This is a genomic window from Blastopirellula sp. SH421 (genome assembly GCF_057808535.1).
Map to the genome: position 1 here is coordinate 377,406 of NZ_CM173712.1, position 17,016 is coordinate 394,421.

The following is a 17,016-nucleotide window of genomic DNA, read 5'->3' on the forward strand; positions in this document are numbered from 1 at the left end:
GAAGACAAAAAACGCAGTACGCAAAAAAAAGGGACCGCAGCGATTGTGGTCCCTTCCTTAGTTTCTTGATGCAGCTAGTCAAGGCTTACGCCGTGACATCCCCAGTTGTCCAGGTCCCATCGATCAATCGCCATGTCTTCCCGGTCGGGTTCTTGTCTTGCAACTCGACTGGCAATCGTGCAGGGCGAACATTGTCATAACATTGCAGCGTGCCAAACCGAATTAGCGACGCCGGGATTCCGACTGCGGTGAAGAGCGGATGCCCTGTCGCTGGGAAGGGGCCGCCGTGGTTCATCGCCGGGCTGACCGCAACGCCGGTTGGCATTTTGTCGTTCAGTAGTCGACCCACCTTAACACGGAGATGGGGTTCGAGCTGAGTATAGGCGTCGTCGTCGGAACCTTGCGTGTCACTGTAAACGCAGCCTGTCAGATTCCCTTCTAGCGTATCGATGACGGCGATTGCTTCGGTCAAATCTTTAGCGACAACCAGCAGCGAGCCGTTGCCGAAAGCTTCGGTTTGGAAGACTTCGGGATCGGTCAAAAACTTCGCCGCGTCAACCTTTAACAGAGTATTCGCGTGGCTATAACCGGTCCCTGCGCCGGCTGCGCCGCCTGCGAGTTCTTCGGCTCCAGCTTCTATCAAAGTTTGAAGCGCGACGGTCAGGCCGGTTTCGACATTCTTGGTCAGCAGTGTTCCGACGGGTGCTGCGGCAAACTTGGCGGCGGCGCCAGAGACGAACTGCTGAGTTTCAGCACTGTCGATCAACAGCACCAGGCCGGGATTGGTGCAGAACTGGCCGGCGCCCATCAGGCAACTGCCGGTGAACTCGTCGACCAGTTTGTCGCCGCGTTCTTGCAGTGCGCCCGGCAGGATAACGACGGGATTAACGCTCGACAGTTCGAGATAGATCGGCTTGCCATGCTTGTCGGCAGCTTCCTTTAGCACCAAGCCGGCGCGGCGGCTGCCGGTGTAGGCGGTGGCTCCGATGCGAGGGTCCGATACCAACTTCGCTCCATCGTCGTAGTTGCAGTGATAAAAGAGTTGCAGCGTTGCCGGCGGCAGGTCGGTATCTTGCACCGCTTGGAACGCGAGCTTGGCCAGCGCCAAGGTTGTGCCAGGGCAAGAAGGATTAGCTTTGGCGATTACCGGATTGCCGGCCGCGATCGCAGCGGCAAAGTCACCGCCTGAGGCGCCGCCAAACGCAAACGGAAAGTTGTTGGGGCCAAATACGCAGACCGGTCCAAGCGGCGCCAGATAGGCGCGGATGTTGGCCTTGGTGTCGATGGTCGCTTGCTTCCAACTGCGCTCGATGGCCGCGGCGGCAGCGGTACGCAATTGGTTGGAAGTGCGCGGCAGCTCGACATCTTTCAGCCGGGGCGAAACGGGGAGCCCGCTTTCGGCGTTGGCGATGGTGCACAGCTCATCGGCGCTTGCTTCAATCAATTCGGCGAAGCGGGTCAGAAACGCAGCGATTCGTTCTGGCGGCAATTTTGAAAGTGTACGAAACGCGTCGTCGGCAGCGCCCAGCGCGGCTTCGCAATCTTGCCAGGTGCTAATGGGGTATTGCGCCGGGAGCGGTTGTTTGGTCGCAGGATTATCCGCTTGGAACGTGCCAGAAGCATCGGCGGCTCGCCATTGGCCGGCGATCAAAACAGGCTGGGTATCAGACATAAATAGAAGCTCGACAGGTTGGACGGAACGTAAGCAAAAGGGAGAACGCGTGCAGGCGAAAGCTTTCAGCTTAATCCTTTGAAGCCAACACGACTGCGGCGCTTGGGGAAAACGGCATTGATTTCGGCGAAAGTATAAACCGACGAAAAATCGACGTTCTATGAATAGGTCGCTGCTTTATCGCTGAACAGTTGACTTCCGAGGATCACCTCTGCACGATCGGATTGCGGAGCGTACCGATGCCGGCAATGCTGATTTCGACGACGTCACCGGGAAGTAACGTAAAATCATTGTCTGGTATCACGCCGGTACCAGTCAGCAGGATGGCTCCCGCCGGAAAGCTATTGTCGCGACGCAGGTACCCAATCAGGTCATCAAACGAACGGGCCATCTCGCCGATGTCGGTCGATCCGCTGAACGCCGCCTGACCGCCGCGATGAACGGTAAGATCAATCTTGATGTCGGTCCGCTGCGGCAGTTCGGCGTCAAAATCTTCACGCAATGCGATGCAGGGGCCGAGCCCGCAGCATTGATCGTAGACCTTGGCTTGCGGTAAGTAGAGCGGGTTCTCTCCTTCGATGTCGCGACTGCTCATGTCGTTACCGATAACATAGCCGACCAACTGCATCCGTGAGTTCAGCACCAGACCGAGCTCTGGTTCGGGGACGTTCCACTTAGAATCGTGACGGATCCGCAGCGGTTGACCGGGGCCGCTGACGCGATGTGGGGTCGCTTTCATAAATAGTTCGGGCCGGGGAGACGCATAAACCCGATCGTAGCAGTCGGCGGCAGCTTCGGACTCTTCCATGCGGGCCGCTTTGCTGCGGGTATAAGTCACGCCTGCGGCCCAGACTTCGTGGTGCTCGATGGGGGGCAGAAGCGAGGCCGTCTCGAAGGGGATTGGCTCACAGTGGGGTGAGACATGGGACCTGGCGACTTCGGCGGGGTCCATCATTTCCAGCAAGGGAAATAAGGAGATCGTGAGGGGACGGATCAGTTCTCCATCCCACCAGCCGGTTCGGGGCGATTGTCCGGCGTCGAGATATTTGACGATTTTCATAAAAGAATGAGATCACGCTAAGGGGAGTGTGTTGATGAGGGGGAATCCACATCTTAACGTACCGCGATGCTTGCAAAAACCTTCTACAGCGCTTTGCGAGCGATTTGTGCAAACCGTGTCGCATTGCAGGCATAGGCGACCATCGACAATCGCGTAACGTCCAACCTTACTCAAACGAATCGGCGGTAACCCCCGCCTGTTGCGCAGGTTAGGCGAGCGGTCATAAAATGACCACCTTTGCGCCGGGGTCTAGGCATAAGTTTTGCTGCTATTAGGTTTTGGACCGCTTATGGTCTCTTAATGACAAATTCAAAGGTGTGGCAACCAATCGTGGCTGACGTGCGCACCGTTGCCGTCCGGTAGTTCGGTTGTCGGGAGAGGGCGCTGGATTGCCGGTACGGCGCGGTGCGCCGCCGCCCGTTTTTTAAACAGTGGAACGTTCGATAGGATCGATCCCGAATTAAGGCCAGGGCTTTTCGGGAGTGATCCGACTGCCTACGATTTAGATAGAGAGTAAGTGCGGTTTTCAAACCGTCGCTTCCTGGTTGTTTTCTACGAATGCCTCGCTGCCGACGCTTAGGCTAAAAATTCGTCGGCCCTGCTGTGACGGATGCTTCGAAGCTGCGGCGTCAGATCGCGAGTCAAGCTGCGCGGTTGATGTATGAACGTCAAGAATCGGAATACTACCGAGCCAAGATGAAAGCGGCTCGACGTCTTTGCCGAGGCTGGGTCAAACCGGCCGATCTGCCTAGTAATGCCGAGATCCGGGACGAAGTCCAATCGCTCGCACGGATGTTTGAAGGAGAGGCTCGCCTCGACAATCTGCGCGAGATGCGTTTCGCCGCACTTCACGCGATGCAGCTGTTGGCTAACTTTCGCCCTCGCTTGATCGGCAGCGTCCTGACTGGTCACGTCCGGCATGGCTCGGATATTGATATTCACCTCTTTTCTGACAGCGTCGAGCCGATCGCGGCGACGTTGGAGAGAGAAGGAATGTTCTTTGACATTGAGCGTAAAGAGGTGCGCAAACAGGGTGAGAACCAGGTCTACATTCACGTCCATATTCAGGACGTCTATCCGATTGAGCTAACTGTCTATCCAAGTGATAAGGCGCATTACGTTTTCAAAAGTTCGATCACCGGCAAAGCGATCGAGCGGATGAGCATCCGCGAGTTGGAGCAATACTTGGAAGCGGAGTATCCAGACAGCGACCTGGATGAGGAGTTAGCCGCCGCCGAGAATCGCGTCGATCGATTTTTGCACTACGAAATGCTGTTGTTGCCACTGGAATATGTGAAGCAAAATCCGTACTACCATCCCGAAGGGGACGTGCTGTATCACAGCTTGCAGGTGTTTGAACTAGCGCGCCGCGCGTCTCCCTATGACGAAGAGTTGTTGTTGGCGGCGCTGCTGCACGACGTGGGGAAGGGGATCGACCCGCGGGATCATGTGGCGGCAGGTCTTGAATCGCTGGGCGAAACAATCACCGAGCGAACGCAATGGTTGATCGAGCATCACATGGAAGCGCATGCGCTGCTGGATGGATCGATAGGCGCTCGCGCCAAGCGGCGATTGCAGCAGTCCGAGAACTTTGAAGACTTGCTGCTGCTGGGCCAATGCGACCAGGGTGGTCGGCAGATCGGCATGCAGGTCGCCGAAGTAAACGAGGCGATCGACTACTTGCGTGCACTCGACCGCGAATGCGGCGACTGGTGAGCCGACCAGCGTGCTCGGTTAATCTTCGAAGACCCCTTGGCCAAACTTGCGTTTACGCTGCGGCTGCGATGCCGAGGTGTGAGATTGATGCGGACCGGCGGGATTGGGCTGCGCGGGATGCGTTTGGCCTGACGGTTCGTCGGCCGGTTTGGCCTGCGAACGCTTGTCGTCGTCGAACGAATCTTCTTCAAAGAACTCTTCGCCGGCGTCACCGTAGAAGTCATCATAACGCGAGCGATAGTCGGGCTGCTTAGCGTGTTCGACTTCTTTTTCGTACTCTTCAATCACGCGGGTCTGAATCATCTCGCGACATTCCGAGTTGATCGGATGAGCGATGTCGGCATACAGTTTGGCTCGACCATCCGGCGTTCGCTCGGTCGGGGGCATGCGCAGGCGAAAGCCGCAGTTATTGCAATAGCCGGCGCGGAGATGGTTTTTGCCGCCGCATTGCGGACAATGGCCGGTCAACTTGCGGCTAGGCATGGCGACAAACGGACCACTGGCGCCTTCGATGATCTTCAGATCGCGAACCACAAACGCGTCGTCAAACGTAATCGAACAAAATCCACGTAGACGGTCGCTGGCGTCTTCCATGAGTTTGATACGAACTTCGGTGATGTTCACAGCGTATCTCTCCCTGTTGGCAGTTTCGCTGGTCGCTGATTCGCACCCGAAGGAGATTACGGATTCTTCGATACGAAAGTCGCGTTGCCTCTAAATGCCGTTAGTTCCGGTTGTGTCTCTTCGTAATGCTGCCTTGCGTGATGGGGGTTGTCTGTATTTTTCAAGTTGTACGTCTAGTTCCAATGTACGCCGCAGTTGCTGGCGGTAAATACAACGCCAAGCCGCTGGTTCTTCAGTTTTGCCGCCAGAGTCCGGGCATGTCGCGCATCTTTGCAGAGGGCGAAACAAGCGCTGCCGCTTCCCGACATTTGGCTAGAAATCGCTCCAGCACGGATCATGCACCGGGTCAACCGATCAATCTCGGTTGATAGTTGGCGCGAAGGTTCGGTGAGCCGGTTGTGCATACGGCGACCAATTTCGCTGGTCGACCGGGATTGCAACGAATCGCATAACTCACCGGCCAAGTGCGGCTGATCCGGAATGGTGCAGTGACGAAACACCGCGGCCGTCGATAACCCGCCAGGGGGGCGCACGACGACAAAGTGCATCCGCCGCGCAATGGCCAGCGGAGTGATGATTTCTCCTCGACCGCGGCAAACGGCCAGCCCGCTGCCAAATAGTCCGGTGTGCAAAAAGAAGGGAATATCGCTTCCGAGTTGAGCAGCCAAAGCAGAAAGCTTGTCGCGTGACCAACCGAGTTTCCAGACTATATCGGCCGCAATCAGCGCCGCCGCGGCGTCGCTCGATGCGCCTCCTAGACCCGACGCGGCGGGAATCCGTTTTACCAGTTCGATCTTGGCGCCCCGCTCGATTCCGGCGGTTTGACGCACCAGATCTACCGCGCGATAGACCAAATTGCTAGGACCAGAGGGCAAATCTCCCAAGAGCGCGTCGGCGTCTTGCGGGGCGGTCGCGGCGACGGTTCCGTCGGCGAATCGACAGCGCAGCGTCAGTTGTGCATCCTCAGTTGCCGTAAAGCGAAGCGTATCAAAGACGTTGATCGCAGTCATGACAGTTTCCAATTCATGAAAACCATCGCTTCGTTTGGCCAGCAATTCGAGAAACAAGTTCAATTTGGCTGGCGCGTGGACGGTAACCGAGTCTGCTGTTCGCTCGAGAAACATCCCTGTTGTTCTTGCCAGCGAATCACCGGCAAGGCCTTTATCTGGTGAATAGATCTTGGGTTGAAGACAAGAGAAATAAATCGAAGCTATATTTTCAGCCGTAAGCCGTTGGCTTGGGATCAGACTCCAGCAATGTAAGGCTCTAAAATGCGCCGGTCAAGCGAATTCGCTGGGTTGTGACACGGAGTCGCCTATGGGGGATTCGGTTTGTTTTCTACAATCCTCGCTTACTTACCTTGTTTCTGCGAAGCACGCACTTTCTAGCGATCATAAGTTCGGACATGAACGACCAGGCGCCCGATTCGACGAAGACTTCCCCTGGATCGCTGCGCGCGGCGGCTCGACATGTTGGCTGCGGACTGCTGATGGGCGCCGCCGATGCGATCCCCGGCGTCTCCGGCGGAACAGTCGCGCTGGTGCTGGGCATCTATCGTCGGTTGGTCGCCGCGATCAGTCATTTTGACGTGGTTTCGATCAATCTGTTGTTGAAACGTGAGTGGCGCGCGTTGGCGCAGCGGATTGATCTGTTCTTTCTGGTTGCGCTTGGTGGCGGCATTGCGCTGGGATTGGGGACGTTTATCCTGCTGATTCACGAGTTGATTGATCCTGATAGCCTGGCGCGACCTTACACTTACGCCGTCTTCTTGGGCGCTATCGTGGCGTCCAGCTGGTTGGTGCTGAAATTGATCCAGCCATCCAAGTCCAAGCTAGCGATCTGCTGGGTATTAGGAATCAGCGGCGCGGTAATCGCATTTTTATTAACCGGGCCGCAGGTCTTTCCGGATGTCGAGCAGGCTCCCAACCTGTTATTCACCTTTTGCTGCGGCATGGTGGCGATTAGCGCCATGATCTTGCCGGGGATTAGCGGCTCGTACTTGCTGTTGATTTTCGGGATGTATCACTATCTGAGTGGAATTCCCAAATCGCTGCTCAAAGGCACCGCGGTCGGTAGCGATCTGCTGCAGTTTGTGGTGTTTGCGATCGGTTGCGCCGTCGGGCTCATCGCGTTTAGCAAGTTCTTGCGTTGGCTGCTGCACCGCTACGAACCCCAGACGATGGCGCTGATGTGCGGCTTTATGATCGGCGCGATCCGCGCTTTGTGGCCTTGGCGCGATGGAGACGCGTTCATTGGACCTTCGTCAACGGGCCAGTTGCTTGGCTGCGTGGTGCTGTCGATCAGCGCCGCTTTGGTTGTCTGCGGCGCCGATTATTTCACCGGCGCGAATCGCAAGATCGACAAAGTCGTGCATGAGCCGGTAGAGTAGTCGCAGACAAGCGGACCAGTGCTGCGTTGAGCAGCGCTTCTGCGTATTTTAGAACCGCAGGCGAAAGTCGGTGCGGAAGAGATAGTCGGCCCAATGTTGTTCGGTGATGCCGGTCGCACACGAAGCGCCAATATCGTAGTCCTTGCAGATGAACCACCGCACGCCGACTGCGCTTTGGACGTAGATCGCACCGCTTGCGCTGGTGGCGACTCCTAACGAGTTGGTATAGGCGCCGGCTTGAAATGCCCAAGCTTCCATCTCAAGCGTACCGATTAGTGGTGAACTGGGCGCCGGATAGGCGAGCGTGTGATTGATGCTGCTCGCCATGTGCAGCAGCGAGCCGCCGTAGGTTGAGTTCGCCGCAATTGGGATCCACTCGCCGACTTCCATTTGCAGGTAGGTCTCTGGCGCCAAGTGGACGCCGACAACCACGGACGGTTCTAGAGAAAGGTGCCCCGTGCCTAAACCGCGACTGGCTCTACCCGTTGGAGTGTGCGTTTTCATGAGAAACGAGACTTGGAAGAGTCCGTTATCAAACAGCAAAGTCTTGGTTCCGATGGTGAGGTCGCCGAAGCCGGCGCCATGCGGCGCTCCCTCCGGATCCATTTCCATATATCGATACTCAAAAGTCGCGGCAAATTTTTTGCCGCCGGTCTCGGTGTATTGATAAAGAGTCATGTAGTCCACATCGGGAACGTAAGTCCCGGTCGGAGTGGGCCCTGTGCCGGGTTGGGCCCAAAAGTATGCGGCGCGATCCGGCGTCGAGACTCCCCAGCCGGCGTCCCAGCGAAAACGCATGGTTCCTTGCGGGCGAGCCGAAGAGACGAAGAACGCAGAATCTTCTAGCGGCTTCCAACTTGGTTCGTAGCAGGGATCGGTGCAACAGACGGCGTTTTGGATCAGCCATAGAAAGCGTCCGGTGCGTGTCGTCGCCGTGCAAGGTTCGCAGCGACATTCGCCGCAAGTGCTACATCCATTTAAGGGTATTTGATATTCGCCCCAATCCTCCCATTGCTGTTGAGCTTGCAGCGGAGCGACCTCAACCTGAGGACCAAGCGGAACAACTTCGGGAGATTCGGGCGGGGTTGGAGCTGGGAGCGTCGGTTGGTCGTTGAAACTGATCGGCGCCGTATTGAAATGAAACGCGCCATCATCGGGTGAGTTGTAGATCGCCTGCTGGTCAGGTGTTTTCGAATCAACCGGCGGTAAGCGACGGAGATCTTGGGCTTGAAGTTCTGCGCAAGCAACGACCGCGATCCAGATGAGGATCGCAGCACTGGTCAAAATCGAATTGCGAGAAGGCTTGCCCACGCGTTGCGAATTTTTGTTTGAAGTGAATCGGGTGATGCCGCGGTGGGGTTTGTAGGGAATTATGAGAGCAGCGACAAGGCAGATCTCAAAACTCTTACCGTGACTTGATCTTGACTTGCACGCGCGGCGGCGAGTACATGCTGTATCGCATTATGGCTCGTTTGAAGGTAGGAAATTATGCGATTGTTGCTAGCTGCCGTATCGCCGGCTGCATTGCTTGCGGCCAGCGTTTGTTATGCACAAGACATTCCTGGAATAGGAACCTCCGCTGCTAGCGCAGCTGCCGCATACCCTGCCGCGCCGCTCGCGCCGATTCCCTCGGCTGCATCCGGTGGATTCTTTAGCGAGGTCTGCAGCTGCTTACACGCAACGCATGCCAATTGTTGTAACTCGACCTTTGGACACTTCCTGCATGACTCTTTCGCTCCGGTCAGTATGATGACCGGCGGAATTATCTCTCCGCCGTGCAACAGCGTCTACAACCAGGTGCAAAATGCAATCGCCAATGGGGTCGGCCCCAATGGTCAGCCGGTCTCTCCCGCGCAAGCCGCTGCCGCCAAAATCGCCGCCGATCAGGCGCAAGTGCCGGCCCGCGTCGCAGCGGTCAAAGCTTTGGCGTGCGTCGACTGGCATTGGTATCCCGAAGCGGAAGCAGCGCTGATCTCAAGCCTTCGCTCGGATCGCAGCGAATGCGTCCGCTTTCAAGCGGCGATCGCATTCGCCGATGCGCGAACCATGACGAAGGCTGCCTGTGAAGCGCTGCGGATCTGCGCCGAAGGAAGCAATAAAGATGGAAACCCTTCTGAAAATTCCCCCCGCGTTCGCATCATGGCGATCGAAGCGCTGACCCACTGTATTGACTGTGGCCAGCTGTTTGAACGTCCTGAGCAAAACTACGATCGCCCAGAATTTCCTGAGGGCACATTGCCGGTCAACAAAGTGGCCCTGACTGCCTACTATCAGCAAGCGACTCAACGTTCGTCGGACGAACTACTGGCAGCGGCTCGCAGAACAGTAGCTTCGTTCCGAGCGGTGGCTCAGCAGCCGACTCCGACCTTGGCCGAAAGTAAGCCGCGCACGATCTTTGATCTCTGGAAACAATCGGCTGTCGAACCGATTGCGGCTGGTCAACCGCCTGTCCCGACCCCAGCCGATGCGATGGTGACTGCGCCGCCGTTCGACCCACCGACCTACGTTGCCGAGCAGCCGCCGCAAATGCAAGCTCCGCAGTTCCAGCCACCGCAAATGGAGCCGGCGTCGAATGAATGGCTGCTCGAACCGGCCACTGCCAATCCGGTCCGCTACGCCCCACCGGGACAATCTGTCCTGCAACGTTAAGTCAACAACGGTAGATCAGGCTTCAGCCTGACGACCTTCGAGTTTCGTAGCAGCCAAGCATCGGACTCGGAGGCAGTACAGAGAAAGATATCGTGGGCTTGTTCGCCGCTTGCGGCGGATGTGCGAGATTCTTGTTAGATGCCGTGAATCCTCACACCTCGATTACTCCGAAGGCCTAGCGATGGCGCTCAGTTGTTTAGGCGTCATTCGCTACGCACACCAGCATAGGACTTGCGAGCGCAGTGTTAGGTTTCGCTTCGCCCAACCTACGAACTCACTTCTTCGTTCACGGATGCCAGAGATCGGCCGCAGATCATTGGGCCAATTCCTGACCTATTTTGGGGCGGCTCGTAAGCCTAGTAAACGGCAGACGTAGATCGGTGAGAGTCCGTCTTTGGGTGCCGGTGATGACATCGATTCGTCCGTCACGCGGGCAAAGTGGGGTTTCTCGATCGGTGAATCCAACGTTGTTTCGGCGGGATTCGCCAACGCGGTGGTGGCAGCGTAACGCGGAGTTATCGTCGTCGGCGTTGTTTCTACGATCGGCTTTGTCGCCTGGGCGTAACGCGACTGGGGGACAGTCGTGGATGGCTCGGGAACGCTGGAATCTTCTGAGCTCGGATCAGACGTCATTGCGCCATTTTCGGGGGTCGTGTGCGCCGGCATGATTTCGGCGGCAAGTTCGCTGGACGATGTCAGCGGCGGAGTTCTGGTGGGTTGCGCAGCAGGAGCCGGTGTGGTCGCAGTAATATCGCTGATGAGTCGAACTTGTGAGTGATGCGGGGCTGGTTCTTCTGGAAGCGGGCCCATCACCATTGACGGACGACGCCAATCGATCGGTGCGGCAGGCGGTGTGCGAACCGGCATGTTCGCTTGAGCGACGCTTCGCGGTGCAGCTTCAGCGGTCACCGGGGGAAGTCGGCGCAGCCCAGGCGTGGGCGGCAAGTCGCTCGCAGTATCGGTGATGGTCGCAGTGACCGCCGGAGTAGTCATCGCAGGCTCAGCGGTAGTCGCCGCGGCGGCAGTCTCTTGCGAAGCTGCATCGGACCAGCGCGAAGCATTGGCGCAGTTAAGCGGCAGAGCCAACGGTAGGATGAGCGAAAATCCGTAGGCGCAAACCGAAGCAATATATCGCCGCGATTGGTGGCTCGCTTGCGTCTTTATCATGGCAGATACCCCCCTAACAGATGTGCGGCTTTACTGAGCCGCGCAGCGAATCAGACTCTACTTCTTGATCGGGGCAGGGGATGGGGTGAGTTGAATGATTGTGCGGTTTTTAAGCAACAGGGGCACTTTGTTGAATGTCTGGCTAGCGTCGCCAGCAGCTAGAGCCGGGTGATAGCGTCGGCTTCCCGTGGCTAGAAACGGGTTTCCCTCTCGCTAAGCCCCCCCGTTTTCCGTTACTATAGTTAGGTTTGGGACCAAGGATGGGAGCCCGGTATGTCAAAGTTGGATTGGATTTTGTACGCGGTAGCGGCCTACTTGGCCGTGATGACGCTTGTCCGTTTTATGCGGCAGCGTCGCAATGTATTGACCACCCAGTTGCGTAAAGCCTTTGACGAAGAACATGAGCGCGCGATGGAAGCGATGAAAAAGCAGAAACGCCGCGATGAAGAAGAGAAGCGTCAGACGGTATTTGAGCAGATGCTCGAAAAATCGCGCGACGCCGCTTAACGATTTACCGATCCAAATTTCGCCGGGGTCGCCGCTTCCAACGGACGTGCGATCCGCCTCCTTACGACTTGATCCATGCCCAAACGTCTTTATATCGATACCGTCGGCTGTCAAATGAACATGCTCGACAGTGAGTTGGTGGTCGCCAGCTTGCGTCAGCAAGGTTATGAGCTGACAACCAAGCCGGAAGAAGCCGACACGCTGTTGTTTAATACCTGCAGCGTGCGCGAACAGGCTGAAAACAAAACCTATAGCCATTTGGGCGTCTTACGCGACTTAAAAGCGAACCATCCTGAGAAGATCATCGGCGTGATGGGCTGCATGGCGCAAAACCATCAAAAGAAGATCTTTCAGCGAGCTCCGTACGTCGATCTGGTGGTTGGTCCCGGACAGTTGCATCAAATCCCCGCGCTGATCGAAAAGATCGCCGCCGGTGAGGGGCGTCAAATCGAAGTCAGTCTTGGTCGTAAAGATGGTTCAAGGGTAGAGATCGCGCGTAGTCACGAGAGCTTTGATCCGTTGCGAGATCCCGAGATGAGGCCGACGCCGTTTCAGGCTTACGTCCGGATTCAGATTGGTTGCGACAAATTTTGCACCTATTGCATCGTCCCTAGCGTCCGCGGTCCCGAGCAAGGACGTCCGCCTGAGGCGATCTTGGCCGAGACGCGCCATCTGGCCGATCAAGGTACCGTCGAAATCACATTGGTCGGTCAAACGGTCAACAGCTATCGCGGAGTTGACGCCGCTGGCAAGACTTGGAACCTGGCCGATTTGTTGGCTGCGATTCATGAGATCGACGGCATACGCCGCATCAAGTTTGTCACCAACTATCCCAAGGATATGACTGACGAATTGTTGACCGCAGTGCGTGAATTGGACAAGGTCTCGCCTTACTTGCATGTGCCGGCGCAAAGCGGTTCGAACGACGTGTTGAAGCGGATGAAACGGGGTTACACCGTCGAGCAGTATCGCGACATGATGCACCGCATTCGCGCAGGGGTCCCCGGTTCTGCGGTCAGCAGCGACTTTATCGTAGGGTTCTGCGGTGAGACCGAAGCCGAATTTCAATTGACAGTCGACATGGTCGAAGAGTTCCGTTTCAAGAATAGCTTTATCTTCAAGTACAGCGAGCGAGAAGGGACGCGCGGCGCCGAGCTGTTTCTGGACGACGTGCCGTTCACGGTCAAGCAAGAGCGAAACAATACGCTGCTAGAAATCCAAAATCGAATCAGTCTCGAAGATAACCAGCAGCAGATTGGTAATACGCTCAAAGTACTGGTCGAAGGGATCAGCAAAACGGCCGCCAAGCAAGAGGACGCAGACGATTCGCCGGTGGTGCAATTGACCGGACGGACGCCATGCGATCGGATCGTCGTGTTTGACGGCAATCGACGACAAATCGGCCAGATCCTGCCGGTCGCGATCTATGATTCTGCGGCCCACACGCTCTTCGGCGAAGTGATCACCGAAGAGTGCGGATCAGAAATCTTCATGCTGGGTTAAAGCCGTCGTGGCCGCGGTGAGGGCCATTGGAAACGCCAAACGCTCTCGTTTGGGTGGTACGCTCTGAAGCGCGCCGCCCAAAAAGTGTTAACGCGGCTTTGTCGTCTGAGGGCGTTGAACGCAAGTTTCTAAAAAATCATCCAGCATGCAGATCATGTGTGGTTGCCGCAGTTTGCGGAGAGCGGCGGCTTCGATCTGGCGAATCCGTTCTCGCGTAACCGAAAATGCCTGGCTGACCTCTTCGAGCGTTTGGACGCGTCCGTCGTACATGCCAAAGCGGCGGCGGACGATATCTTGTTCGCGCTCGGTCAATTGTTCCAGCAGTAGACGAATCGCTTGCGGCAAAAGTTGTTCGTCGGCGGCTGATTGTTCAGCGTCATTTGAGGCGAGAATTTCTCCAAACGAATCATCATCGCCGTTGGATACGTCCAGTGACATGATCGTGCGGCCCAAGCGATCAGCGGCGATCACTTCTCGTTCGGTCAACTTCGCACGCTGGGCGGTCATTTCAACCGGCGGTTCGCTCCGCTGTTCTTGCGATAAGCTTGCTTTGGCGACGTTGATTTTTTGAATGCGATCTTGCATCCGAGCCGGCAGACGAATAGTTCTTCCCTGATCGGCAATTCCTTTCATAACGGCTTGGCGAATCCACCAGGTCGCATAGGTCGCAAACTTAAATCCAAGCGAAGGATCAAACTTCTCGACCGCTCGCATCAGTCCTAGATTGCCTTCCTGGATCAGGTCCAGGTAGCTGAGCCCACGACCGCGAAACGACTTGGCGATCGAAACGACCAGACGCAAATTGGCGGAGGTGATCTCGCGCTGGACGCGGCAAAGTCCTGCATGCGCTTGCATGATTCGCGGATATTGCCAGACGAGGGTTTCAGGAAACTCTTGGTATTTTTCGACCCAGACTTCGGCGCCTGCACCGCGGCGGGGGAGTTGAAAGTTGGTTAGATCCCGGAGTTCGCTGCGCTGGTTACATAACTCATTCACCAACTTGCCGAGACGCGACAAGATTTCAGGAATGAACTTGATTCGCAGGTTGAGTCCTTCGATCAAAATGGCGGTCTGGTAACGTCGGCGAAGCAGTCGCTCAACCGCTTGCTTGCGGCGCACGATTGTTGCGGTTGATAGTAGGATTTTTAAGTCTTGCGCATTCCGCTGATTGGCGTCGCGGAGATTCGCGAGGGCCTGCTCTAGCTTCATCAGCTCTGCTTGTTTGCGAGCAGCGGAGGTGACGGTGATCTCAAACGTGCGGTCCAAGCGGCGCGACCCGTCGAGCGTTTCAACCAGCAGTTTTTCGACTTGCTTGACGGCGACCCCGCAGCCAAACAAGCGACGTTGGAATCGCTTGCGCGAAGCGACGACGCGATCGGCGATCAGGCGCTCTGCTTCGGCCGAAAGCAGCGGCGAACGTGACATCTCGTTGAGATAGCGGCGCAGTGCGTCTTCGTCCCACGTATCATTGTTGGTCGAAACGCGAGGAGCAGATTCAGACTCTTCCTGCTCGGGTTCTTCCGTCCAAGCGGTCGCGGGACGTGCTGCGGTTTCTGTCGAGCTATCCATTGCGTGACCAGCAAGCCATCCCAGGTCGCTCGAATCATGCGTTACAACGTCTTTGGCTGCCTGCAACATTTCGCGTTCGCTCCTTCATGCGTCGCAGCGCCGTCCGAACTGGCTGGCGGACTTGCGCTGCGATTAATTTTGAGGGGGCGGCTCGATGAAATCGCGGCTTAGAGTCCGAGCGCGACAGATTCCAGATGGAGGTAAAGCTCGGGCAGCGACAAGGTCTTGCGACCAGCGGCTGCGGCGGCAATTTCAGGCGTCTCCAGGGCTCGGGTCAGTTCTCGACCAGAGAGGGCGCCGTCGCCGCTTCGATCAAACGAAGCGAACAGGCGTTGGGCCTGGGCCAAAATTTGCGAATCGTAAAGCTTGCCTTCAATCAATTGGAACTCACGCTCAAGCGCCGAAGCGCCAAACTCCGCCTCCACGAAATTCACCACGCCGTCGTGGTTCTGATCCCATAAGCGAATCTTTCGCGTGAATTCTTGGTCCAAACCCCCGGCAAGGCGAACGTTCTTCGTTACCTCTTCGGTGGTCCATACGCCATCATGATTGTCATCGATTCGGAAAAACAAGCGACCAACCTGACGCCCTGTTTCCGTTTCTCGAAAGCGAGCATCGGCCAAACAGCTGGCCAGTTCATTGTTGTCGATCTGATGGTTGTCATCCAAATCAAGCTTGGAAATCAGTTCAACCAGTGCTTCGTCAGTCGACTGTAAAACCTCGGGCAACTTGCGTAAACCCGCCAGCAACTCTCCATCCGAAAGGTTATCCAACGTTCCGGCATTCTCATTAGCGAGAAGAGAGAGCAGTTGTCTGCGATTTTCTTGCGATAATTCTTTCGGTTTTACAAAACGATCAAAGGACGCATTGCTCTTCCCCGCTAGATTGATCGTGGTGCGAGCAATCGCGCCGGTACCCATCGGCTTTTTCTCCATCGCATCTAGCGATGGAGAGTCAGCAGGCGGGTTCGACGTAATCTTGATACGCATCCCAGGCGATTTGCGGTCAGGCAAAGTTTGTGAATTGGAAGAGTTTTCGTCGATTCCGTTTTTTGCGCCGGTTCCCATCAACTCGGTAAAGCTGGGCTTTGTCTCTTCTGGCGGCGGAACGGTCGCTTCTGGTTGATTAACGCTCGGCTTGTTTTCCAGCGGGCTCGGAGAGACAGCAACGGGGCCAGCGGCATCGTTGTTGGAATCAACCGGGGCCACGTTCTTATTTTGGGCGACGTTGTTCTCGGCGTCACCTTTGTTACCCAGCCAGGCAGGTACTGCTAGCAGTCCGGCGACGAGGGCTGCGGCTGCTGCGCCGGCGCCGATCCATTGCCACGAACGATTCGAGCTGCGGCGCTGTCGCTCGCCCAAGCGAGCGGCAGGAGTCGGACGAAGCTCGACGGCAATCTCTGGAGCAGCCTTCGTAGCAACGGCTGGCGTCACACTGCGACGGGTGATCTCGGCAAAGATATCGCCGGTCAGATCACGCCCCACAGTTGCGGTTGGCAAGCTTTGAACGGCGTTTCGAGCATTGGTCAGGCTTTGAAGCTGTTTGCGAATCGCCGGAGTATCGGCCAGGGCAGCTTCAACGCGCTGTAGCTCGTCCGGACCAAGCTGGCCGTCGAGATAAGCGGATAGCAGTTCTTCTGGAAACCCGGCGTTCATGATACTAATTCGAGTACAAAGTCTTTCCGCCAAGCATGTTACCGCGCACAACCCGCCGGCCCCAGGCGGATCAGGCCCGGCGGTTCAGAACTTAAGACGGAGCCTATTACGGAAAAGTTCCTTGCCGGCGCACTGAACATTCCGTATTAAGGATCGACGAAGCCTAAGTTTAGTTTGTGTAGTGGTTTAAGTCATTCGGCTGGTTTCCTCTTTTTTCTGAAACCAAGTGCTGGCGCCAATCGTCAAGATAAGTGAAATAGTCTGCCTCTAAATCCAACAAAGTAGGTGATTAGGGCCCTCCATCGTGGTAAAGTGGGGTAATTCCTTGAGCTTCGTTGGACCCTTGCTCATCTTTACTTATCATGCAACAGCTTGTGCATCGCTTTATGTCTAGGTATCTAACTCCCTTTTGGGTAACACTTTGCGCTGCATCCGCGTTTGCTCAGGAAGCAAAAGTCGAAGCGGTTCAAGCTGTTCCCAGTGGTGGGGCAGTCGAAATACGTTC

At 56.3% G+C, this 17,016-nt stretch carries 13 protein-coding genes; 5 read left to right on the plus strand and 8 right to left on the minus strand.

Annotated elements, in window-relative coordinates:
- Window positions 1-85 precede the first annotated feature (85 nt).
- Entirely contained in the window at window positions 86-1,672 is a 1,587-nt protein-coding gene (locus SH421x_RS01540) for an aldehyde dehydrogenase (NADP(+)) (RefSeq protein ID WP_488853545.1), read from the minus strand.
- Window positions 1,673-1,877: 205 nt separating this feature from the next.
- Entirely contained in the window at window positions 1,878-2,732 is an 855-nt protein-coding gene (locus SH421x_RS01545; RefSeq protein WP_488853547.1) for a fumarylacetoacetate hydrolase family protein, read from the minus strand.
- A 657-nt stretch (window positions 2,733-3,389) separates the two neighbouring features.
- On the opposite strand from SH421x_RS01545, the gene SH421x_RS01550 reads away from it, so the two are divergent.
- Window positions 3,390-4,448 carry an HD domain-containing protein gene (locus SH421x_RS01550; protein WP_488853548.1) on the plus strand — a complete coding sequence of 353 codons (1,059 nt, stop codon included), beginning with the start codon at window positions 3,390-3,392 and terminating at the stop codon, window positions 4,446-4,448.
- Between the two features lie 18 nt (window positions 4,449-4,466).
- On the opposite strand, the gene SH421x_RS01555 is transcribed toward SH421x_RS01550, so the two are convergent.
- Window positions 4,467-5,072 (minus strand): septation protein SpoVG family protein, encoded by a 606-nt coding sequence (locus tag SH421x_RS01555; protein WP_488853549.1) that lies wholly within the window; start codon window positions 5,070-5,072, stop codon window positions 4,467-4,469.
- A 173-nt stretch (window positions 5,073-5,245) separates the two neighbouring features.
- Complete coding sequence (gene ispE, locus SH421x_RS01560; RefSeq protein WP_488853550.1) at window positions 5,246-6,196, minus strand: 4-(cytidine 5'-diphospho)-2-C-methyl-D-erythritol kinase; 951 nt, start codon at window positions 6,194-6,196, stop codon at window positions 5,246-5,248.
- Between the two features lie 281 nt (window positions 6,197-6,477).
- Here ispE and SH421x_RS01565 point away from each other — a divergent pair, with 281 nt between their 5' ends.
- Window positions 6,478-7,461: a DUF368 domain-containing protein gene (locus SH421x_RS01565; RefSeq protein WP_488853551.1), complete on the plus strand. Its 984-nt coding sequence runs from the start codon at window positions 6,478-6,480 to the stop codon at window positions 7,459-7,461.
- Window positions 7,462-7,509: 48 nt separating this feature from the next.
- On the opposite strand, the gene SH421x_RS01570 is transcribed toward SH421x_RS01565, so the two are convergent.
- Window positions 7,510-8,772, minus strand: a complete 1,263-nt coding sequence (locus SH421x_RS01570) for a transporter (RefSeq protein WP_488853552.1) — start codon at window positions 8,770-8,772, stop codon at window positions 7,510-7,512.
- A gap of 177 nt (window positions 8,773-8,949) precedes the next feature.
- Here SH421x_RS01570 and SH421x_RS01575 point away from each other — a divergent pair, with 177 nt between their 5' ends.
- A complete protein-coding gene (locus tag SH421x_RS01575) occupies window positions 8,950-10,110 on the plus strand; it encodes a HEAT repeat domain-containing protein (RefSeq protein WP_488853553.1) in 1,161 nt (386 codons plus the stop codon).
- A 333-nt stretch (window positions 10,111-10,443) separates the two neighbouring features.
- On the opposite strand, the gene SH421x_RS01580 is transcribed toward SH421x_RS01575, so the two are convergent.
- On the minus strand, window positions 10,444-11,277 hold the full coding sequence (locus SH421x_RS01580; RefSeq protein WP_488853554.1) for a hypothetical protein: 834 nt from the start codon (window positions 11,275-11,277) through the stop codon (window positions 10,444-10,446).
- 273 nt (window positions 11,278-11,550) lie between these two features.
- Here SH421x_RS01580 and SH421x_RS01585 point away from each other — a divergent pair, with 273 nt between their 5' ends.
- Together SH421x_RS01585 and miaB are read left to right on the plus strand one after the other, a co-directional pair.
- A complete protein-coding gene (locus SH421x_RS01585) occupies window positions 11,551-11,784 on the plus strand; it encodes a hypothetical protein (protein ID WP_488853555.1) in 234 nt (77 codons plus the stop codon).
- A gap of 75 nt (window positions 11,785-11,859) precedes the next feature.
- On the plus strand, window positions 11,860-13,287 hold the full coding sequence (gene miaB / locus SH421x_RS01590; protein ID WP_488853556.1) for a tRNA (N6-isopentenyl adenosine(37)-C2)-methylthiotransferase MiaB: 1,428 nt from the start codon (window positions 11,860-11,862) through the stop codon (window positions 13,285-13,287).
- Window positions 13,288-13,374: 87 nt separating this feature from the next.
- Here miaB and SH421x_RS01595 read toward each other — a convergent pair whose 3' ends face one another.
- Both SH421x_RS01595 and SH421x_RS01600 read right to left on the minus strand, forming a co-directional pair.
- Entirely contained in the window at window positions 13,375-14,925 is a 1,551-nt protein-coding gene (locus SH421x_RS01595; protein ID WP_488853557.1) for an RNA polymerase sigma factor RpoD/SigA, read from the minus strand.
- Window positions 14,926-15,023: 98 nt separating this feature from the next.
- On the minus strand, window positions 15,024-16,511 hold the full coding sequence (locus tag SH421x_RS01600; RefSeq protein WP_488853558.1) for a zf-HC2 domain-containing protein: 1,488 nt from the start codon (window positions 16,509-16,511) through the stop codon (window positions 15,024-15,026).
- Window positions 16,512-17,016: the final 505 nt, after the last annotated feature.